The 21,252-nt window shown below is 54.5% G+C and carries 19 protein-coding genes and 1 tRNA gene; 6 read left to right on the top strand and 14 right to left on the bottom strand.

The genetic code is table 11. From position 1 onward, the window contains the following. Positions 1-235: 235 nt before the first annotated feature. Complete coding sequence (locus H8695_RS03610; protein ID WP_249299523.1) at positions 236-1,672, top strand: WG repeat-containing protein; 1,437 nt, start codon at positions 236-238, stop codon at positions 1,670-1,672. Between the two features lie 128 nt (positions 1,673-1,800). Here H8695_RS03610 and H8695_RS03605 read toward each other — a convergent pair whose 3' ends face one another. From H8695_RS03605 to H8695_RS03560, 10 genes are all read right to left on the bottom strand, one after another. After that, the gene (locus H8695_RS03605; protein WP_249299522.1) at positions 1,801-2,694 is read right to left on the bottom strand and encodes a radical SAM protein; all 894 of its coding nucleotides are present in this window, start codon (positions 2,692-2,694) and stop codon (positions 1,801-1,803) included. A gap of 50 nt (positions 2,695-2,744) precedes the next feature. Further along, positions 2,745-4,271, bottom strand: coding sequence for an FGGY-family carbohydrate kinase (locus tag H8695_RS03600; protein ID WP_249299521.1), 1,527 nt, complete (start codon positions 4,269-4,271; stop codon positions 2,745-2,747). Positions 4,272-4,289: 18 nt separating this feature from the next. Continuing rightward, on the bottom strand, positions 4,290-5,795 hold the full coding sequence (locus tag H8695_RS03595; RefSeq protein ID WP_249299520.1) for an FGGY-family carbohydrate kinase: 1,506 nt from the start codon (positions 5,793-5,795) through the stop codon (positions 4,290-4,292). Between the two features lie 143 nt (positions 5,796-5,938). Beyond that, positions 5,939-6,757 (bottom strand): BtpA/SgcQ family protein, encoded by an 819-nt coding sequence (locus H8695_RS03590; RefSeq protein WP_249299519.1) that lies wholly within the window; start codon positions 6,755-6,757, stop codon positions 5,939-5,941. 55 nt (positions 6,758-6,812) lie between these two features. Next, positions 6,813-8,333, bottom strand: coding sequence for an FGGY-family carbohydrate kinase (locus H8695_RS03585; protein WP_249299518.1), 1,521 nt, complete (start codon positions 8,331-8,333; stop codon positions 6,813-6,815). A 29-nt stretch (positions 8,334-8,362) separates the two neighbouring features. Next, positions 8,363-9,184, bottom strand: coding sequence for a BtpA/SgcQ family protein (locus H8695_RS03580; protein ID WP_249299517.1), 822 nt, complete (start codon positions 9,182-9,184; stop codon positions 8,363-8,365). A gap of 212 nt (positions 9,185-9,396) precedes the next feature. Then, the gene (locus H8695_RS03575; RefSeq protein ID WP_249299516.1) at positions 9,397-10,917 is read right to left on the bottom strand and encodes an FGGY-family carbohydrate kinase; all 1,521 of its coding nucleotides are present in this window, start codon (positions 10,915-10,917) and stop codon (positions 9,397-9,399) included. Positions 10,918-11,038: 121 nt separating this feature from the next. Beyond that, a complete protein-coding gene (locus tag H8695_RS03570) occupies positions 11,039-11,857 on the bottom strand; it encodes a BtpA/SgcQ family protein (protein WP_249299515.1) in 819 nt (272 codons plus the stop codon). 70 nt (positions 11,858-11,927) lie between these two features. Then, a complete protein-coding gene (locus H8695_RS03565; RefSeq protein ID WP_249299514.1) occupies positions 11,928-12,755 on the bottom strand; it encodes a BtpA/SgcQ family protein in 828 nt (275 codons plus the stop codon). Positions 12,756-12,803: 48 nt separating this feature from the next. Beyond that, positions 12,804-14,321, bottom strand: coding sequence for an FGGY-family carbohydrate kinase (locus H8695_RS03560; protein WP_249299513.1), 1,518 nt, complete (start codon positions 14,319-14,321; stop codon positions 12,804-12,806). A gap of 878 nt (positions 14,322-15,199) precedes the next feature. Here H8695_RS03560 and H8695_RS03555 point away from each other — a divergent pair. From H8695_RS03555 to H8695_RS03540, 4 genes are all read left to right on the top strand, one after another. Continuing rightward, positions 15,200-16,282 (top strand): substrate-binding domain-containing protein, encoded by a 1,083-nt coding sequence (locus H8695_RS03555; RefSeq protein WP_249299512.1) that lies wholly within the window; start codon positions 15,200-15,202, stop codon positions 16,280-16,282. A 141-nt stretch (positions 16,283-16,423) separates the two neighbouring features. Beyond that, complete coding sequence (locus H8695_RS03550; protein WP_249299511.1) at positions 16,424-17,914, top strand: ATP-binding cassette domain-containing protein; 1,491 nt, start codon at positions 16,424-16,426, stop codon at positions 17,912-17,914. 84 nt (positions 17,915-17,998) lie between these two features. Next, positions 17,999-18,928, top strand: coding sequence for an ABC transporter permease (locus H8695_RS03545; RefSeq protein WP_249299510.1), 930 nt, complete (start codon positions 17,999-18,001; stop codon positions 18,926-18,928). Between the two features lie 13 nt (positions 18,929-18,941). Continuing rightward, on the top strand, positions 18,942-20,021 hold the full coding sequence (locus tag H8695_RS03540; protein WP_249299509.1) for an ABC transporter permease: 1,080 nt from the start codon (positions 18,942-18,944) through the stop codon (positions 20,019-20,021). A gap of 100 nt (positions 20,022-20,121) precedes the next feature. Here H8695_RS03540 and H8695_RS03535 read toward each other — a convergent pair whose 3' ends face one another. The 4 genes from H8695_RS03535 to H8695_RS03520 are packed head-to-tail and all read right to left on the bottom strand — an operon-like array spanning position 20,122 to position 20,973. Continuing rightward, positions 20,122-20,370, bottom strand: a complete 249-nt coding sequence (locus H8695_RS03535) for a spore coat protein (RefSeq protein ID WP_249299508.1) — start codon at positions 20,368-20,370, stop codon at positions 20,122-20,124. A gap of 12 nt (positions 20,371-20,382) precedes the next feature. Next, entirely contained in the window at positions 20,383-20,592 is a 210-nt protein-coding gene (locus H8695_RS03530; RefSeq protein WP_249300275.1) for a hypothetical protein, read from the bottom strand. A gap of 24 nt (positions 20,593-20,616) precedes the next feature. Then, a complete protein-coding gene (locus H8695_RS03525) occupies positions 20,617-20,790 on the bottom strand; it encodes a hypothetical protein (protein WP_249299507.1) in 174 nt (57 codons plus the stop codon). 12 nt (positions 20,791-20,802) lie between these two features. Then, a complete protein-coding gene (locus H8695_RS03520; RefSeq protein ID WP_249299506.1) occupies positions 20,803-20,973 on the bottom strand; it encodes a hypothetical protein in 171 nt (56 codons plus the stop codon). A 133-nt stretch (positions 20,974-21,106) separates the two neighbouring features. Here H8695_RS03520 and H8695_RS03515 point away from each other — a divergent pair. Then, positions 21,107-21,180 (top strand) — tRNA-Gln (locus H8695_RS03515). Positions 21,181-21,252 lie beyond the last annotated feature (72 nt).

Below are 21,252 nucleotides of genomic sequence, written 5' to 3'. Positions count from 1 at the left end.
AGGCAGGCCCTGGTTTCTCCGGCGCTCGATGAGGGGCGGCTGTGTGAATACCACCGCCGGTGGAGCGCTCGACTTTCAACTTGCAAATGTTTGTTTTGGGGAAGAGAATACGGATTGATAACGACTGAAAGTCCTGATATAATCACAATATGAAAACTATAAAACGATTCTGAAACAGCGCTTTTGTGAGCAATGCCTCTGTGCGCCAATATCGTATTTATGGGGAGAAGGAGAAATGAAAAGACGTGTTTCTGTTCTTGCTGTGATACTATTGCTGTGTCTTGGTCTGGCAGCGTCTGCCCAGGCGGCAGGTAAGGTTCCGGAGATCGCTATCACATGGTTGTCCGGGGCAGAGCGGCCATCTGCATACAATCGTGATCTAAATTGGCTGACCGTGACCAGCGACAAGTATGAAGTATCCACTTTGAATCTGGAGACGGGCGAAAAAGTAGATGACTTTGTTGTAGTATTTGAAACTTCCGATGGGTTGATATTGGCAACAGTGGATGGTCCAGACGGATATTGGAGATATGGCTTTATCAACAAGTCGGGTGAGATCATGATACCTCTGGAGTATGATGGCGGAGGCTCGTTCACTGAGGGCCTGGCGGGTGTAATGAAAGTGGATGCCTACGAGAATAACAGGTGGGGCTACATTGACAAGACCGGAAAAGTTGTGGTGCCCATGGAGTATGATTATATTCAGCCCTTTGCTGAAGGACTGGCGGCCGTCATGAAAGAGGATGCCCGCGGATATGACAGATGGGGTTACATTGATAAGACCGGCAGGGTCACGGTGCCGCTGGAGTATGATGACGTCCGGCCTTTTTCCGACGGACTGGCAACGGTTATGAAAATAGATGACGATTTTTACCGAAAACACGGCTATATCGATAAGACCGGCGAGGTTGTGATACCACTGCAGTACTACGATGCAAGACCTTTTTCCGAAGGATTGGCGGCCGTGGAGGCAGACGGCTTCTACGGATATCGCCGGTGGGGCTATATAGACAAGGCTGGCGAGATCGTGGTACCACTGGAATATGATGATGCCGGTCCCTTTTCCGAGGGCCTGGCAGCGGTGATGGAAATAAATCTCTATGGGGATATCCTGTGGGGCTACATCGATAAGGCCGGTGAGATCGTGATACCGATGGAGTATAACGACGCCAGTGTGTTTTTCGATGGAGTGGCAATCGTAATGAAAGAGGATGCCCGTGGAAATGAAAAATGGGGCTGCATTAACAGGAATGGAGAGGTAATAGTACCACTGGAATACGACGATATCGGGTATTTGTCAACAGGGATGTTTTGGGCAAAAAAAGGAGCCCGCTACGGTATATTTGAAAGTCCCTACTATCGTTCAGATTCATCTAAGAACATGGCGATACCTGCTGTGATTGCCGTTTCGGTTCTGGGCGCTGGCGCGGTGCTGCTGGTATTGGTATTCAAAAGGAAAAAGGGTGTAACTTGCGCAGAGACGGAGAAAGCCGGAAAGGAAAGTCTCACAGCGGAAAAGAACGCTCAGAATCCCGCCGAGGCTGTGCCAAAAGAAACCATTGGAAAAGCGAGCAATCTCTGCTCCTGCGGGGCAGAGATCGAGGCGGGGGCGAACTTCTGTTTTAAGTGTGGCAGACCCCTTGGTGACGGAGCAAATACCCCGGATGCATAAAAGAGCTTTTGGCGCTGTGCCGATCGTAGAGACACATTGCTTTCCAGGTATGGGTATCAGCAGACTCTGTACTGAGATCACAAAACGGAGTGGTCATAAAAGACCACTCCGTTTTGTGGTTGCATTTTCTACAGTCCCTCGCCGTCAAACAGGGGGATGAAGCTCTCGCTTGCGGTATCGTCCTCCTGAATGAAGCCCTGTGTCACACCGAGAGACAGCGCATACTCTATGGCGCTCTCGTAGTCGCCGGGGTCGACTCTGCGCTGGAGCTCGGGATACTGCTCGAGCCCTGCCATCGGCGTGTACTGGTTCATCAGGCTCAGGTAGACACGCCCGCCGAAGCGGTCTTGGATGGCGGCGATGATGCGTCGGGTATCGGCGAGCTGGCCGGGCAGCATGAGATGGCGCACGATGACGCCGCGGCGCATCATGCCGTCCGGCTCAAAGACGGGCGAGCCCGTCTGGCGCACCATCTCGGCAATGGCGGCGCCGGCAATGGCAAAGTAGCCGGGAGCCGCGCTGTAGCGTCTGGCGAGAGCGTCGTCGCAGTATTTGAAATCGGGCAGATAGATGTCGACGGTGCCCTCGAGCAGCCGCAGGGTCTCGACGCGCTCATAACCGCTGCTGTTGTAGACGATGGGCAGACAGAGACCGCGCGAGCGCGCGAGCGCGACCGACTCGATGATTGTCGGGACAAAGTGGGTGGGCGTGACGAGATTGATGTTGTGCGCGCCCTTGTGCTGAAGTTCCAGAAAGATGTCTGCGAGTCTCTGCGTGGTAACCGGCTTTCCCGCATGGTTGTGGCTGATGGCGGCATTCTGGCAGAAGACACAGCCGAGCGGACAGCCGGTAAAAAAGACAGTGCCCGAGCCACGCTCGCCTGACAGACAGGGTTCCTCCCAGTGGTGAAGAGCGGCGCGCGCCGCGCGCAGCTCGGAGGTCTCCCCGCAGACGCCGGTCTGGCCGTGGGCCCGGTCCGCCCCGCAGAGACGCGGGCAGAGGGTGCAGTTTTCGTAGTTCATAGAACTTCTCCAATCCCATTGAAAATCCCCCGCGTGAGCGGGGGATTTTTTTACTTCAGTTCGTGCATGAGCTCCTTTGTCGCCGGATACAGACGGTCGAAGATGCTGCGGAAAGGTTTGTACTGCTCGTGCTTTTCCATGTCGGGCTCAAAGGTCATGCCGGGCTTGACGAAATCGGCGAGAGCCTTGGTGTCCTTGTAGTAGCCGATGGCAAGCCCCGCGAGCATCGCGTCGCCATAGGAGGCGCCGATGGTGATTTTGGCGGTGTTGATGGTGCGCCCGGTGATGTCGGCGATCATCTGCAGCCACGGCACATTTTTTGTGCCGCCGCCGACGGCCATCACCTTGTTGATGGTAAGACCCATCTCGTCATAGATGTCAAAGTGCTGCGCAATGGCAAAGGCAACGCCCTCGAGCGCCGAGCGATACATGTGCGCGCGGGTGTGATTTAAGGTCAGACCGAACATGGCCCCGCGGGCAAACGGGTCGTTGAGCGGCGTGCGCTCCCCGAGAAAATAGGGCAGGGTGATCAGCCCGTCCGAGCCGACGGGGATGTCCTTGATCTCGTCGAGCATGGCGTCGTAGGCGTTCGGGCCACCGTCTTTCTCGTCGGCGAGCTTGTCAAAGTAGATGTTGTCCCGGAACCACCGCGTCAGAGAGCCGGAGGCCGACATGGCGCCTGCGACCATGTAGGAATTCGGGAAGATGAACGCCGAACCCTTGAGCTTTTCGTGGTTTCTCAGTTTGTCGGTCAGCGGGATGAAGAAGACCGAGGAGCCGAGCATGAGCATCATGTCGCCCGGATTGATGACGCCGGTGGAGATCGCCTCGGCCGACGCGTCGCAGGAACCGGCAATGACGGGAGTGCCCACCGCGATGCCGGTGGCGGCAGCGGCCTTTTCGGTGACGGTGCCGGCGATATCGGCCGTGTAGCAGAGATCGGCGAGCTGATCTTCGCGCAGATCGAACAGCTCGAGGAGCTCTCTGTTGTAGGTAAGCGTATAGGGGTTGTAGATCGGTGTCGCGTCGGTGCTGGTGTAGTGGTCGATGTAGTAGTTGCCGGTGAGCTTCGCCGCGAGAAACGAGGAGCCGGTCAAAAACTTATAGGCCTTGTTGTAGATCTCCGGCTCATGGTTGCGAAACCACAGAATTTTCGGAATCATGGACGAGGAGGTCAGCGGAGCGCCGCCGTATTCAATGACCTTTTCAACGCCGCCCATCTTCTCGGTCATGTAGACAATCTCGTCAGCCGTGCGGCTGTCGATGCCGTAGAGGATGGCGTTGCACAGGGCGTTGCAGTCCCGGTCCACCGGTACGCAGTCGCTGCCGAGAGCCGAGAGGCCAACGGCCTTGACGTCGGTATTTTTGATGCCGGTCTTCTCAAAGAGAGCTTTTGAAATGGTGCAGAAGTCGCCCCACCACTCGGTCTCGGCGTCGTGCTCAAAGCGACCGGGCTTGGGGGTCAGCAACTGATGCTTGCAGACGTGCGTGCCCATAATGACGCCGTCGCTGTCCATGATGACGCCCTTGCTCTCCTGTGTGCCGATGTCAATGCCCAAAAAGTAGACTTTCTCCATGGATCACACCACCTTAACTTATTTCTTCAACTCATGCATGAGCTGTTTGGTTGCGGGGTAGAGGTCGTTGTAGATCTGACGGTAGGGCTGATAGGCCTCATGGGCCACCGGGTCGGGAACGAGCGCCTTGCCGGGCGTGAGAAGCTTCTTGAGTTCCGCTGTGTTTTTGTAGCGGCCAACGGCGAGCGCCGCGAGCAGCGTATCGCCGAAAGAGGCGCCAATGGTCACCTCACGGATGATCTGCGGGACATTGGCGATGTCGGTGATCAGCTGCATCCACGAAAGGCTCTTGGTGCCGCCGCCGACAGCGTAGACGTTTTTCGGCTCCTGTCCCATGGAGCGGATGATGTCAAAGTGCTGCGCGATGCCGTAGCCGACACCCTCGAGAGCCGAGCGGTACATGTGCGCGCGGGTGTGATTCAGAGTCAGGCCGAACATCATGCCCGTGGCGTTCGGATCGTTGATCGGGGTGCGTTCCCCCGAGAAATAGGGCAGGGTAATCAGTCCGTCGGATCCGGCGGGGATAGCGTCGATGTCGTCGAGCATGATGTCATAGGCGTTGCGCCCGGTCTGCCGCTCCTTTTCGAGCGCGTCCGTGTAGAACTTGTCGCGGAACCACCTTGTGATGGTGCCGGAGGTGGACATGCCGCCCTTGATGACATAGGTGTCCGGGAAGAAGTAGTTGCCCGCATAGAGGCGCGCGTCGTCGCAGAGGCGGTCGACCACGTCGATCAGAAAGATGGAGGAGCCGTACATGAGCATCATGTCGCCCGGGTCGATGACGCCGGTGGAAAAAGCCTCGGCCGACGCGTCGGCGGTGCCGACGATCACGGGCGTTCCCTCGGCAAGGCCGGTGGCCTTTGCAGCCTCTGCTGTGACGCGGCCGCCGATCTCGGTGGTCCACATCGGGTCGGGCAGCTGATCGCGCCGGCAGCAGAGGCCCATGTAGGCGTCGTCGTAGTCGCCTTTTTCAATGTCATAGACGGGAACAAAGGCCGCCAGAGAGTACCGGTCGGCGACAAAATTGCCCGTCAGACGCGCCACAAGAAAAGATGTGCCAAGCAAAAATTTGTAGGTTTTTTCATAGACTTCGGGCTCGTTGTTCTTGATCCAGAGCACTTTCGGCACAAAGGACTGGGTTGTGATGGGATTGTGGTAGCGGGCGATGAACTCTTTCTCGTCAAAGAGAGATTTGACATACTCGATCTCTTTGGCCGTGCGTGTGTCAACCCCATAGAGAATGGCGTTTCGCAGGGGCTTGAGCTCGCGGTCCACCGGTACGCAGCAGGTCGCCGCGGTGCTGCAGCCCAGCGCTTCAATCTGGTTCGGGCTGACGCCGCTCTTCTCAATGAGATTTTTTGAGATGGTGCACAAGTCACCCCACCAGTCTCGCTCGGCGTCGTGTTCACACCAGCCGGGCTTCGGGGTGAGAAGCTCGTGCTTTGCCACATGCTTTGCTACAATGTTGCCGCAATCGTCAGAGAGCACGCCCTTGCTCTCATAAGTTCCGATGTCAATTCCCATAAAATATTGTCTGGACAAATATATCACCATCTTCTCGCAAATTTCGGTAACTCTATTATAATATGAAACGGCGCAGAAATCCACAGAAAAACAGCACCGATGGAAAAAGCCCGGCGCTGCAGCGCCGGGCTTTGATTCTGTGATTAGAGACCTTTGCTCTTTCTGAACTCTTTGACGATGTTCATGAAGTCCTTGACTCTCGGCGGATCGACGAGGTTGTCGAACTTGCCGTCCACTTTGAACGTGGTGCCGGTCACGCAGCCGTCGGCAGCGGTGAGCTGCGTGGCAACCGTGTGGGGCTTGACGCCGGTGTTGCAGAACACCAGAGTGTCCGGCACGGCCTCTTTGACCTTGTAGAGAAGCTGGGTGTCGGTGTCGGCGCCGGCGGTGAGACCAGACACGCAGAACGCATCGGGATGGGCGGCGAACACAGCGGATTTCGCCGTGTCGACAATGTCTTTCTCCTCGATGAAGGTAGCGGCCTCCGGCACGATGTTGAACAGCAGCTTCACATGCTCAAGACCGAGCTCATTTCTGTGGCGGATGGACTCGCCGAGGCAGGTGTTCCACAGGCCGAAGTCGGAGCCGTAGACGCCGGTCCAGATCTCGCGGATGAACAGCGCGCCGGTGGCGGCGGCAAGATCGAGGGAGGCATAGGGATCCCACAGGACGTTGACGCCAAAGGGGATTTTGATCTCGTGCTTGAGTTCGCCGATGATGCGGGCCATGGCGCAGGTGGTCTCGGTCTTGACCTTGGTCAGATAGGGCAGGGAGAACTCATTGGAGAACATGACGGCGTCGACGCCGCCCTCCTGCAGGGCGAGGAAGTCGTGGCGGGCATCCTCCATGACTTTCTCCATACCGCCCTCATAATCAAAGAACGGGTCGCCGGGCAGCGCCCGGATATGGCACATCGCAATAACAGGTTTTTCAGTACCAATTACGTCTTTTGTCCAACTCATGGTAAGTGATCCTCCTTAAGATTTATCTAATTTTATCAATTCCACTTTGTACCGGTCAGAGCCGGTGCATCAGTTCCCGCGTCGCGGGATAGAGCTCGTCGTAGAGCTCACGGTAGGGTTTGTATTCAGCGTGGCGGCCGGGGTCCGGCGCCACAGTGATACCGGGGGCGATGATGGCTTTGAGTTCCCGGGGACTGCCGAAGACGCCAACGCCGAGACCGGCCAGCAGCGCGTCGCCATAGGCGGCGCCCACCGTGACCTGAGCGGTCTGCAGCGTCTCGCCGGTGATGTCCGCAATGATGGAAAGCCAGAGCGGATTGCGCGTTCCGCCGCCAATGGCGAGCACCCGTTCGATGGGTGCGCCGAGTGAGCGCATGATGTCGAAGTGCTGCGCAATGCCGTAGCCGACGCTCTCGAGGCAGGCGCGGTAGAGATGCTCTCGTGTGTGGCCCAGTGTGAGGCCGAAGAGTACGCCTCGCGCTTTCGGGTCATTGATGGGCGTTCGCTCGCCTGCAAAGTAGGGGAGCATCACGAGTCCGTCACTGCCCGCGGGGATCGCGCCGGCCGCCTGGTACATCCTCTCGTAGGCACTTGGGCCGCCCGTCTGCTCAAGGCGGACATAGTCCGAAAAGAGCGTGTCCCGAAACCATCTGGTCAGAGTTCCGGCGGTTGCCATGCCAGCCGATACGGCGCTTGTGCCGGGCAGGATATACTCGCTGATCCAGAGCCGGGAATCGGCCACTTTTCGATCGGAGCAGAGTATCATGAAGTTCGAGGAGCCGAGCATGAGCATCATGTCGCCCGGCGTCAGAACGCCGGTTCCGATCGCCTCGGCCCCGGCGTCGCCGGTGCCGGTGGTCACGGGCGTTCCCTCGGCGAGCCCGGTTTCGCGGGCAGCTTCGGCGCTGACGCCACCCACAACCTCTGTGGTGGGGAGCACCTGCGCCAACTGATCGGGGCGGCAGACAATGTGTGCAAACGCAGGGTCGGGTTCCCCGTTTTCGTCCAGCATGGGACGGTAGGCGGCGAGCGCGTTGTAACGGTCCATCACACAGCGGCCGGTGAGCTTGGCCACCAGAAACGAGGGGCCGGTGAGAAACTTGTAAGTTTTCTCAAAGACTTCTGGCTCATGCCGCCTCACCCAGAGAATCTTCGGCATGATATCCGAGGAACACAGGGTGTGGCCCATCAAAGAGATCAGTCGCTCTTCGCCAAACCGGCTGTTGAGCTCTTCACACTCGCGCTGCGCTCTCGTGTCGATTCCGTAGAGAATCGCAGGACGCAGTGGATTGAGCTCGCGGTCCACCGGCAGACAGTCGGCGCTGATGGTGCTACAGCCGACGCCGAGTATCTCGGTGTTGCGGATGCCGGCGCTCTCGATGAGCTCGCGGGAGAGCAGACAGAAGTCGTGCCACCAGACCTGCATGGCATCGTGCTCGAAACAGCCGGGTGCGGGATTTGACATGGAGTGGGAGACCTCGGCTGTGGCAATTACTCTGCCGCCGCAGTCTGTGAGAACGCCCTTGCTCCCGGAGGAGCCGATGTCGATCCCCATGAGGATTCCGCTCAATTTCATCACCGCCGCATGTGATCTTCTAACGGATCTTAAAGAGTCTCGCGGAAAGCGCGGACCTTGTTCATCAGCTTCTCAACCTCTTTGGGATCGACGTAGTTCTCAAACTTGCCGTCAACCTTGAAAGCGGTGCCGACGAACGCGCCGTCCGCAATGGCGAGATGGGTCTCAACGTTGTTGTAGCGAAGACCGGTGTTGTTCATGACCGGGACATCAGGGCCGACAGCCTCTTTGACAATGGCCAGTTTGTCCTTGTCGGTCTCGCCGCCCGCGCAGGCGCCGGAGACGCAGACCGCGTCGGCCTTGCAGTTGAAGACGGTGGATTTCGCGATGGAAGCGAGGTCGCGCTTGCCGAGATAGACAGCGCCCTCGGGAGTCAGGCTGTAGAACATCTTGAGGTCTTTCAGGCCCAGAGCCATCTTGTGGCGGGCGGTCTCACCGACGTTGCGCGAGACAAGGCCCATACCGTCGGAGGCGTAAGTACCGGTGATCTGGCCGCGGATGAAGCTCGCGTCGATCGCAACGGCGAAGTCGAGCGCGGCATAGGGATCGGCGATGATGTTGGCGCCGTAGGGCACTTTGATCTCGCTCATCAGCTCGCCGACGATGCGGCTCATGCAGGCGACAGAGGAGGTCTCGGCCTTCTGCAGATAGGGCATACCAAACTCATTGGAGAACAGGATGCCGTCAACGCCGCCAGCCTGAAGAGCGTGAAGATCGTTTCTGGCAATTTTGACAATTTCTTTCATGTCGCCCACGTCCGTCTTGTAGCGCGGTTCGCCGGGAAGAGCGCGGACATGCATCAGAGCGATAATGGGTTTCTCAACACCAAACATTTCTTTCAACCATGACATTTTGAAGTTCCTCCTAAAATAAAAATTTTGATCTGAATTATGTGTGAACACAGAGGACCGCTCGCGTCTTCTCCACTCCGCGGGGGCTTGAATTCTCCATCACACAAATCAAAACTTCCCATGACATAGTATCACAGAAGCCCGCCGTTGACAAGCAAAAAAGCGGCGCGGGACCGCCTGTAACGGGCCCTGCGCCGCTTTTCATCAAAAACTCACGAAAGCTTGTGCATGAGGTCTTTGGTTTTTGCGTAAAGTTCATGAAAGATGGGCTTGATCTCATTGTACTTCGCGACATTGGCGGGAATCGGCTCGATGGTCTTGCCGGGCTTGATGACGCGGTAGAGATCGGCATAATCTTTATAGACACCGGTGGCGAGCGCAGCGGTGATGGCGTCACCGTAAGAGGCGCCGATGGTCACCTTTGCCGTGTGAACCGGCTTGCCGATGCAGTCGGCGAGAATCTGCAGCCAGATGGGATTCTTCGTGCCGCCGCCGACCACACGGATCTCCTCGACGTCGACGCCGATTTCCTCCATGATGTCGTAGTGGACGGCAATTCCCATGGAGACGCCCTCCAAAATGGCCTTGTGAATGTGATCACGGGTGTGATTGAGCGTCAGGCCGAAGAGTACGCCGCGCGCAAGCGGGTCATTGAGGGGAGTGCGCTCGCCGGAGAAGTAGGGCAGGGCAATGAGCCCGTCAGAGCCCGCGGGAATGTCGTCGAGCCCCTCGAGCATGATATCAAAGGCATTCTTGCCGGTCTCCTGCTGCTTTTGGATGGTCTCGGGATAGAGCTTGTCACGCAGCCAGGTCGACATGCCGCCGGCGTTGTTGGTCGCGCCCGAGAAAGAGTAGGTGCCCGGCACGACATAGCGGATGCAGGGGAAGCGGTTCTGGGGATCCTGGAACGGCTTGTCGGTGCAGGCGTAGAGACAGCAGGAGGTGCCGAGCATGATGGTCGACTTGCCGGGCACAATGACGCCGGTGGAGACCGACTCGGCCACCGCATCGTCCATGCCGGTGATGACCGGAGTGCCTTCGGCAAGACCGGTCTCGGCGGCAGCTTTCGCGGTGACGGTGCCGACCACTTCGTTCGCCTCGCGGATGTCGGCGACCTGATCGCGCCGGCAGATCATGCTCAAAAAGTCGGGCTCGCCGATCTCTTCGGCCGTGTAGATGGGGTGGTAGGCCTTTGAGAGATAGGCGTCAATGAAGAACTTACCGGTGAGCTTGGCTGTCAGAAAAGTCGAACCGGTGATGAATTTATAAGTCCTGTTGTAGACTTCGGGCTCGTTTTTCTTGATCCACAGCACGCGCGCGATCTGGTCACCGGCTGTCATCGGGCGGCCGAAGATCTCGATGATGCGCTTTTCGCCAAAGTGGGCGGTGATCTCCTTGACCTCCTCGGTCGCGCGGGTGTCGATGCCGTAGAGAATGGCGGGACGCAGCGGTGTGCAGTTCTCGTCGACCGGCAGGCAGTCGGAGCCGAGGCAGCTCGCACCGAAGCCGGCAATCTGCGTATTGGGAATGCCCGTCATCTTCAGAAGTTCTTTGGAAATGATACACAGATCGTTCCACCAGATCTTCTCGGCGTCGTGTTCATAGTAGCGCGGCTTCGGATTGGAAAGCCCGTGCTTGGTGGCAAATTTTGCGATGAGCTCGCAGTTCTCGTCAATGATGACGCCCTTACTCTCCTGGGTGCCGATGTCAATGCCCATAAAGTACTTTTTCATAAGGGAAGTAGCTCCTTTTTGTCATAGTGCTTTTAGTTTATAACAGGTTACGGCTCTTGTAAAGAGAGAAGACAGCGAAAAAGAGGGCGCGCCAATATGGCACGCCCTCGGAAAAAGCTGCTTACAGAGTCTTGCGGTACTCCTTGAGAGTATCCATGAACTCCTTGACGCGCTTGCCGTCGACGGTGTTGTAGAACTTGCCGTCTTTCTTAAACGCGGTGCCGACACAGGCGGCGTCAGCAATCTGCATCTTCTCGACAATGTTGTCCTTGTTGCAGCCGGTGTTCGCGAAGACCGGAACCTCACCCGCAACGGATTTGACCGCCTTGAGCAGATCGTTGTTGGCGGCAAAACCGGCATGCTGACCGGAGACACAAAGGCCCTCGGGATCGCAGTTGAAGATCATGGATTTGACGACATCATAGATGTCGCGGTCGTTGAGCCAGACAGCCGACTCGGGGTTGCAGTTCATCATGATCGGCAGATTCTTGATGCCGAGCTCTTTCTTGCGGCGATAGGTGGCGGCGACATCGTGGTCGGAGAAGCCGCCCTCGCCGACGAACGCGCCGGTGAATGTGCCGCGCACAAAGCTCGCGTCGGTCGCCTTGGCCAGATCGATGACGGCGCGGTTGTCAGAGATGACGTTGACGCCGTAGGGGATTTTAATCTCGCTCATCAGCTCGCCGATCAGGCGGGCCATGCACTGAGAGGTGACATAGTCGGTGTGGCCCTGGTAGGGAAAGCTGTACTCGTTGGAGAAGAGAATGCCGTCGACGCCGCCGTCCTGCAGAGCGTGCAGCTCCTGACGGGCGATCTCGATGACTTTCTCCATCGACATGGTGCTGTCATCGTAGTTGAAGTCGCCGGGGATCTCACGGATGTGCAGCAGAGCGATGATCGGTTTCTCCACGTGGAACAGGTCTTTGAGCCAGGTTTTCATTTTTATTCCTCCATAAAAATATTATTGAAAACGCCGGAAGCCCTCATCTCCCGTGCGTTCTCTCACAGAGTTAGAGTGTCTTGCGGTACTCTCTGACGACCTCCATGAAGTCGCGCACGCGGTTGACGTCCACGGTGTTGCGAAATACACCGTCGTATTTGAAAGCCGTGCCGACACAGGCGGAGTCGGCAACCGAGAGTTTTTCGGCAATGTTTTCGCGCCGGCAGCCATTGTTTGCGAACACCGGCGTCTCGGGAGCGAGATCCTTGATGGCACGAATCAGGTCGGAGCTCGCCTCAAAGCCGGCGCACTGACCTGAGACACACAGCCCGTCGGGGTCACAGTTGAAGACCATGGACTTGACGACGTCGCGCACGTCGCGATCCCCCACCCAGACGGAGAACTCGGGATTGACATTGTAGAGCATGTGGAGACCGGCGATGCCAAGCTCCTTTTTGCGGCGTTTGACCCGTGCGATGTCGGTGTTGATCAGACCGAGTTCGCCGACATAGCAGCCGGTGAAGTTGCAGCGCACAAAGCTCGCGTCCACTGCGCGGGCAAGCTCGACAGTCGCGAGGCCATCCTCGATGACATTGACGCCGTAGGGGACACGGATGTCGCGCATCAGTTCGCCGATGACACGGGCCATGCACTGGGAGGTGACGTAGTCCGTTTTTCCAACGCCCATCTGGTAGGGGAAAGAGTACTCATTCGAGAAGAGAATGCCGTCGACGCCGCCGTCCTGCAGAGCAATGAGGTCACGGCGGGCGGTGTCAATGACTTCTCTCATCGACATGGTGCTGTCGTCAAAGTAAAAATCGCCGGGCATCTCCCGGATGTGGAGCAGTGCAATGACCGGTTTTTCCACATGGAACAGGTCTTTGAGCCAGGACTTCATAATACAAACCTCCATATATCATTCAACGGGTTTTATTGTCGGCACAAGTCAGCGAAGCCGGTGCATCAGTTCCCTGGTGGCGGGATACAGCGCATTGTAAATTTGCTGATACTGCCGGTAGCTCTCGTGGTTTGCCATATTCGGCACAAATGTGACGCCGGGCTTGAGATGGGTTCTCAACTCATCAAAGCTCTGGAAACGGCCGGTTGCGAGAGCGGCCATCATGGCGTCGCCGTAGGAGGCGCCGATAGTCACGGCGCCGGTCTGTATGGTCTTGCCGGTGATGTCGGCAATGATCTGCATCCAGGGACGGTTCTTGGTACCGCCGCCGACGGCATAGACGTTTTTCAGCTCGACATGGTTTTCTGCAAAAATTTCAAAGTGCTGGTTGATGCTGTAGCCGACTCCCTCGAGAGCAGAGCGGTAGAGGTGTCTGCGGGTGTGGTTGAGCGTAAGGCCGAAGATCATACCGCGCGCCGCGGGGTCGTTGATCGGGGTTCGCTCGCCGGCAAGGTAGGGAAGCGTGATCAGCCCCTCGGAGCCGGCCGGAATATCGTCGATTCCCTCGAGCATGAGATCGTAGGCATTGACCCCTGTACGTTCTTGCTCGGCCATGACCTCCCAAAAGATGTTGTCGCGAAACCAGCGGGTGAGCGTACCGGCCGTGTTCGTACCTGCCGAGATGCTGTAGGTGCCGGGCACGACATACTCGCTCGACCAGATGCGCTCGTCGCGAACGAGGCGGTCGACACAGTAGTACATGAAGCAGGAGGAGCCGAACATCAGCATCAGATCGCCGTTTGCGACGACTCCCGTGGAGACAGCCTCGGCTGCCGCGTCGTCCGTTCCGGTGATGACCGGTGTGCCCTCGGCAAGTCCGGTCTGGCGGGCGGCCTCCGGCGTCACGCAGCCCACAACGTATGCTGTGGGGACGCACTCGGCGAGCTGATCGGGCCGACAGAAGAGCGCGCACTCAGCCTCGTCGATGGTGCCGTCGGCCCGATAGGCGGGTCGAAAGGATGACAAGGCCAAGAGCTTGTCAATGTAATATCTGCCAGTCAGCTTGGCTGTCAGATAGGTGGAGCCGGTGATGAACTTGTGTGCTCGGCGATAGATGTCGGGCTCGTTGTTTTTCAGCCAGAGTATCTTGGGCATGATGTCCGAGGAGCACAGCGGAGAGGGAAAGAGCTCTTTTGCGCGAGAGCCATAGTGCTCCTCCAGCCAGGCGATCTCCCGATCGGCGCGGGCGTCGATTCCATAGAGCATGGCGGGCCGCAGGGGAGTGCAGTTCTCATCAACAGGCAGGCAGTCGGCGCCGAGCGCGCTGCCGCCGATGCCGCAGATGGAGGTGTTCGGTATACCGGTTTTCTCAAGAAGCGCGTTTGAAATGGCGCAGAAGTCATGCCACCAGACTTTCTCGGCGTCGTGCTCAAACTGGTTTGGCGCGGGGTTGTCCATGACATGCTTTTCCACATGAGTGGCCACGATGTTGCACTCACTGTCAATGATGACGCCCTTGCTCTCATAGGAACCAATGTCGATTCCCATATAGTAGGAAGCTTTCATACACCCTCCGGAACAGTCAAACGACGATTTCACATATTGTAGGCAAAATTACGTGACCATCGTAACATAGAAGAGTTGGAATGACAAGCCCATTTGGAAATCTTTCGCAGCACAGGAGGGCCAGCTTATATGTAAAGTTTAAAAACTTTACATATAAGCTGGCAAAATGAAATATCATGAAATTAGTAAAAAATCAACATTATTATAATATATATGTAATAAAACGCTTTAAGGGCAAACAGAGAAACAGTCCGGAAAGAAAAGACAATTTTCAATGGGCATTTTATACAAATTAAAACCTGAATATTCGGTAATATGACGAATCGAGCCCCAATAAATGACTATTTTCACGTATGAAAACAGGAATACAACATTGCGCATTGGTATTATGGGATCAAAGTGGATGAACCACATTGCGAAACTGTTTGAACTGGCAAAACAGTGCCAGAAATGTAAATTTTACGAAATTATGAACTAACTTATTGACAAAATAAACAGTGGTGCTTACAATATGTAGATATAAGTTGTACAATCTACATAGACGCACTCATGAACATTGAAAATTAAAGAGTTTAGCGGGTTGGTTATAACTCGAAAATAGGCTTGTCAAGGGGCTTTTTTCGGAGAAGTGACAGAAAATAGCCGTTTGATTTTGACGCAACTGTCAAAATCTTTGAAAGTTGACAAAACAGGCTTGAAAAAAATGACTGAAACTGCTATCATTGTTATTGCATTCCAGGTGCGCGCATTGTTCGCGCGGAATGTACATACGGACAATCCCGGCTGCGAACAGCAGGCACCTTGAAATTCCCACTCGGTATTAAGTCGCTTTTTCTTCAGGGCGGCTCAATATAATATTAAAACATGTGGAGGAAAATATGAAGAAATTTCTAGCTTTACTTCTCGCAGCTGTCATGCTGACAGCGGTCTTTGCTGGTTGTAAGCCCGCAGAGAAAGATCCTGGCACGACCGATCCTGGCACCACGGATCCCGGTACGACCGATCCCGGCACTACGGATCCCGGCACCACCGAGAGAAAGAAACTGACCATCGTCAACGTTCCGAAGAGAAAAGGTTCCGACTGGTTCAACAGAATGGACTACGGCAATCAGCTCTGGGCTGAGAAGACCGGTGACGATGTCACCCAGCAGGGCCCGAACGCCATGGACCCGGTCGCTCAGGTTCAGAACCTCGAGGACTGCATCGCCGCTGGCGTTGATGTTGTCACTGTCGTTCCGTCTTCGCCTGAGGCTGTTGAGCCCGTTCTGAAGAAAGCTATGGAAGCCGGCATCGTCGTTCTGACTCACGAAGCTGAGAATCAGCAGAACTGCGACTACGACCTCGAGGCTTTTGACAACACCGCTTATGGTGCTCACTTCATGGATAACCTGGTCACCCTGGCCGGCGATTCCGGTGAGTATGTCCTGATGGTTGCTCAGCTGACCCATGCGACCCACAGAGTGTGGTCTGAGGGCGCTGTTGAGCAGAACAAAGCCAAATACCCGAACTGGAAGATGGCTACTCCGGACTTCCTCGAGGGCCCGTCTGCTGAGGAAGGCCAGAAGAAGTTTGAGGAAGCTCTCAACAAGTATCCGAACATCACCGCTTTCATTGGCTGCGACTCTTCCAACCCGCCCTCTGCGGCTGCTGTTGTCGAGTCCAAGAACCTCTATGACAAAGTGACTGTCATGGGTACTTCCATGCCGAACCAGTCCAGAAAGTATCTGGAGTCTGGCGCGATCAAGCAGATCTCTTTCTGGGATCCCGGAATGGCTCAGATGGCTATGTGCGCTGTTGCTGACATCATGATCAATGGCGACGGTGTCATCGAGACCGGTATGGATCTTGGCGTTGAGGGCTACAACAACATCACTGTCAAAGAGACCGACATCAACACCGTTATCTACGGCAATGCGTGGGTTGACTGCGACAAGGATTCTGTTGGTGAGTACAACTTCTAATTTCCAAGTGAACATGGTAACAGAAATCTAGTTATCAAAAATGCAAAGCACGCTGTGTGCCGGCGCAAGCCGGCATACAGCATGCTTTCATTATGTAACGGAATTCTTTTGCCTGTTGCAATCGAAAAAGGGGGCTCTAATGTGAGTGAATATTTGGTAGAAATGCGGGGCATCAGCAAAGCGTTCCAGGGCGTCCAGGCGCTTAAGAATTGCGATTTCAGTCTGAAGCCCGGCGAGGCCTGCTGCCTGTGCGGCGAGAACGGCAGCGGCAAATCAACGCTGATCAAGGTCCTTACCGGCGTCTACACAGCCGATGAGGGTACGATTACCATCAATGGCGAGACCTTTACCGAACTGTCTCCGATGCAGGCCATTGACAAGGGCATTCAGGTTATCTTCCAGGACTTCGCGCTGTTCCCCAATCTGACTGTTGCCGAGAACATCACACTCAACAACAGCATCAGAGCGAAGAAAAAGTTTGTCAACTGGAAGCAGATCTACAAAGACGCGCAGGCCGTTATCGACAATCTGAACGTACAGCTCGACCTCAAAGAAATTGTTGAGAATCTGCCGGTCGCGCAAAAACAGCTCGTCGCCATCTGCCGCGCGCTGGCACAGGATGCGAAAGTTGTTATCATGGACGAGCCGACAACGGCTCTGACCCAGAAAGAGGTTGAATCCCTCTACAAAATCATCGAGGACCTGAAGAAGAGAGGCATCGCGCTGATCTTCGTCAGCCATAAGCTTGATGAGGTCTTCGAGGTATCGGAAAAAATCTGCATCATTCGAGATGGCCAGAATGTATGTGAGGGACCTGTCAGTGAGTTTGATAAGTCCAAGGTTACATATTACATGACTGGTCGAGAGATTGAGTCGCACAGCTTCGAGGGTGAAGCGAAAAACGATACTCCTATTCTTAGTGTTCGAAATTTAACAAGACCTGGAAAGTTTGAGGATGTCTCCTTTGACCTCTACGATGGCGAGATCCTCGGAATCACCGGTCTTCTTGGATCCGGACGTACGGAGGTTGCGAAAGCGATCTTTGGCGTTGCGCCGGCAAAATCGGGTGAGATCTATCTTGACGGCAAGCTTGCTCACATCAAAAAGCCGAGCGACGGCATCAAGAACCGCATCGCCTATGTTCCGGAAGATAGACTGACTGAGGGCCTGTTCCTCAGAACGGAAATTGGCACCAACATCATCGCTGCTATCATCAGTCAGCTCAAAAAGCACAAGATCTTTATTGACGGAAAGAAAAAGGACAAAATCATCGACGATGGAATCAAGAATCTTTCGATCAAGCTTGGTTCGCCTGACAACCCTGTCTCGAGTCTCTCGGGTGGTAACCAGCAGAAGGTTCTGATGGCCAAATGGCTTGCGACTAACCCGCGTTATCTGCTGCTCAACGGACCGACTGTCGGTGTCGACGTCGGCGCAAAGAGCGATATCCATGAGATCATTCGCAACCTTGGCAGAGCGGGCATCGGCGTTATTGTCATTTCCGATGACCTCCCTGAGATTCTTCAGACAACCAGCCGTATCATCATTATGAATCAGGGCCGTGTTGTTACCAGCGTCAAAACCGCCGATGTGACAGAGAAAGATCTTCAGGCTCTGCTCGTCAAGGCTTGATCAGGGGGGAATAAGATGAATACTACAACGATTAAAAAGAGAGAATTGCCGGATTTTGTAGTTCCGGCGGCTTTCCTGGTACTGATGGCGATTGTCTTTACCTCCATCAGCCCGGTCTTCCTTTCGCTGGAGAACCTGTTCTCCATCATCCGCAATACAACCGAGTACGCGCTGTTTGGCTTTGCGCTTCTGTTTGGCACCATCGCCGGCGGCCGTGACTTCTCGTTTGCTTCCATTGCAAACTTTGCATCTTTTGCTGTTACCATCACGCTGATCGACTACAATCTCGATCTGCCGCTGATCGTCACGTTCCTGCTCGCGGCAGTTGTGGGCGGCATTCTTGGACTGCTCAATGCGTTGATTATCTCGAAATACCGCCTGAACGTGTTTATCACCACCATTGGTATGCAGAACTTCTTCCGCGGCCTGATGTTCACCATCTTTGGTCTGCGCACAGTCTATGACATTCCGCCTAAAATGGATGCTTTTGGCAATGCAAGTATTCTGACCATCATGGATGGCGATACGCCTCTGAGAGTGCATCCCGGCCTGATCTTCGTTGTCATTGTTGGCATTTACACCTACATCATTCTGAAGTACACCATGATCGGCCGTGGCATCTATGCCATGGGCGGCGACATTGCTGCCGCAGAGCGTATTGGCTTTAACATTCCGATGCTCTATACGTTTATCTTTGTCAACAGCGGCGTCCTCTCTGCGATCACCGGTATGATGCGTGTTTCGCTCTACCGTGTTGTCGCACCTGGCGACCTGATTGGTAAGGAGATCAACTACATGGCTGCTGTCTTCCTTGGCGGTGTCAGTGTTGGCGGCGGCAAGGGTACGGTCGGCGGCACCATTATGGGTGTTCTTGTTATGACCGTGCTCACATCGAGCCTTGTTCTGCTCGGTATTCCATCCTACTTCCAGGTCTTTACCACAGGTATTATCGTAGTTATTGGTACTGCGCTGTCCGCTTACCGTGTGGCCAAGGCTGAAGCACAGAATATTTAAGGAGGGGACGAAGATGAGTAAAACAACCAACAGCAAACTGTCCCGCTCGATGCACAAGCCGGTTAATCAGTGGATTTTCCGTATCATCATTATCACCATTGTCATTTTCCTGTTCTTTACCTTTGCTACCAGATTCGTTACTGGTGATTTTAAGTTCATCAAAAAGGCCAATATCACCTCGATGATGTACCAGATGGCTGACGTTGGTACGATGGCCATTGCTATTATGTTTGCCTTTGTCACCGGTGGTATCGACCTGTCGGTCGTCGGTGTTGCAAACTTCTCAGGCGTTGTATGCGCCATGTTCCTGACGAAGCAGTGGATGATTCCGGGCATGGAGTCCGACACTCAGATCATGATTATCGGTATGATCGCCGGCATTCTGACTGGTATGTTCGCAGGCTTCATCAATGGTTTCTGCGTGACACAGCTCAAAATCACGCCTATGCTTGCAACCCTTGGCACGCAGTCAATATTTACCGGCGCAGCGATGATTATCACACGTGGTAGCGTTGTTCCGACTTTCCCGTCGAACTTCCAGTATATTGGCGGTGGCTCGTTCTTCGGCGGCTGGCTGCCTTTCTGCTTCCTGCTCATGATCTTCCTCTATATCATTACCTTTATTCTGATGGAGAAGACCACGTTTGGCCAGAGACTCTACCTCTATGGCGCAAACAAGAGAGCGTCTTACTACACCGGTCAGAACAACAAACTTCTCGGCTGGACTGCATATGTCATGAACGGTTTCCTGGCAGCGTTTGGCGGCATCATTCTGATCTCGAAGAACAACTCTGCCCGTGCTGACTATGCGACAACTTACAGCACCCTCGCCATGATCATCATCATTCTGGGTGGTGTATCGCCGTCGGGCGGCGTTGGTCGTGTCATCGGCATCTTCTTTGGACTGCTCTCCACGCAGTTTATCTCTTCGGGTCTGAACCTGATCAAGGTCACCCCGTATTTCAAAGAGTGCCTCTGGGGTGCGATGCTCGTTCTCGTTCTGATCATCGACTACTACTCCACAAACGGCTTCCAGAAGAAGCGCAGAAAACCCAAAGCGCCCAAGGCACCCAAACAGGCACCTGCGGCGTAACCAACCTTTCACTCACAGCAAAGGGGGCACATTATTGTGCCCCCTTTTTCTATGCAAAAGGGAGAGCCGTGCGGCTCTCCCTGATCGGTTTGCAAAAGTGTCAATTCTGTGTGGAAAATTTGTTGATGACCTTGTCGATTCTCTGCTGATTGGCCTGTTCGGTCGGATACCAGCCCTTACCCGACATCTTGGTGTAGATTTCGTTTTGCAGCTGAAGTGAGTCGGTAAGAGCTGTGCAAAAAGCCTGGTGAATGTTTGGCGTGCCAGACTCAATTGAACCGTGCAGGTAGAGGTCACAGACTCCTTTTTCCTGTAAAAGGAGATCCTCCATCAAGTTTTTATCATCCATTTTGGGCGCCTCCTATTTGAGTAATTGAAAAAGGGAAGAATAGATCTGCTGATGTTTGGTAGCCATCTGTTCGACGAAGGATTTCAGCTCTGCATCCTGGAGCTTGGAAGCCTCCTCATTGCACTTGGTCTGCATGAATTTCTCATGACCCAGTGCGTCTTCGATATAAAGCAATTCTTTGGGACTCATTTGCAATTCACCTCCGGTATTTAAAATACCCATTATTCACCAAACTATACATTGTGTTCAACAGTCTCCTCGAGTGAGATTGTCTGCGTAGTGGCACATCGATTCAAAGGAATTGATGCTGTCGGCGCGGTTTTCCATCTGCTCTTTGACATAGTCAGGAAAGGAATCATAGAATTTTTTTGCCTGTGGATTTGCACGAAGCAGTGCGTGAAGAGTGGGGTACTGGTGCATGAAATAACCTCCTTATCCGTTTTTCAATGTTGCGACATAGTGCTGCATCTCTTCAAAAGAGGAGAGATCGTATTTTTCGATTTCCGACTGAATATTTTTCGGTAGAGAGTGGAAATACTCATAGCTGGACAGATCCTGATCCAACAGATCGGAGAGACCGTTGAAATAACTGCCGTTTTTCATTTGATCACCTCAAGCAAAGTTTTTGCGTTTTGCTCCAAACCATGAGCGCGAGATTTTGGAAACGACGAGCCAAATTTTGAGAGAAAAACTGCTTGACTTTTCTAAAAAAAACAGTATAATGATAAATGCACGCTGCGAGATTGTGTAATGGTAGCACGGCAGACTCTGACTCTGCTTGTGAGGGTTCGAATCCTTCTCTCGCAACCATATAAAAAGGCCCGGAAACACTTGATTATTCAAGGCTTCCGGGCTTTTTTTTGTTTTCTTACTGCATTTCTT

This window comes from Feifania hominis (assembly GCF_014384765.1).
In the GTDB taxonomy this organism is placed as follows: domain Bacteria; phylum Bacillota; class Clostridia; order Oscillospirales; family Feifaniaceae; genus Feifania; species Feifania hominis.
This window is presented reverse-complemented; position numbering and strand designations above follow the sequence as displayed.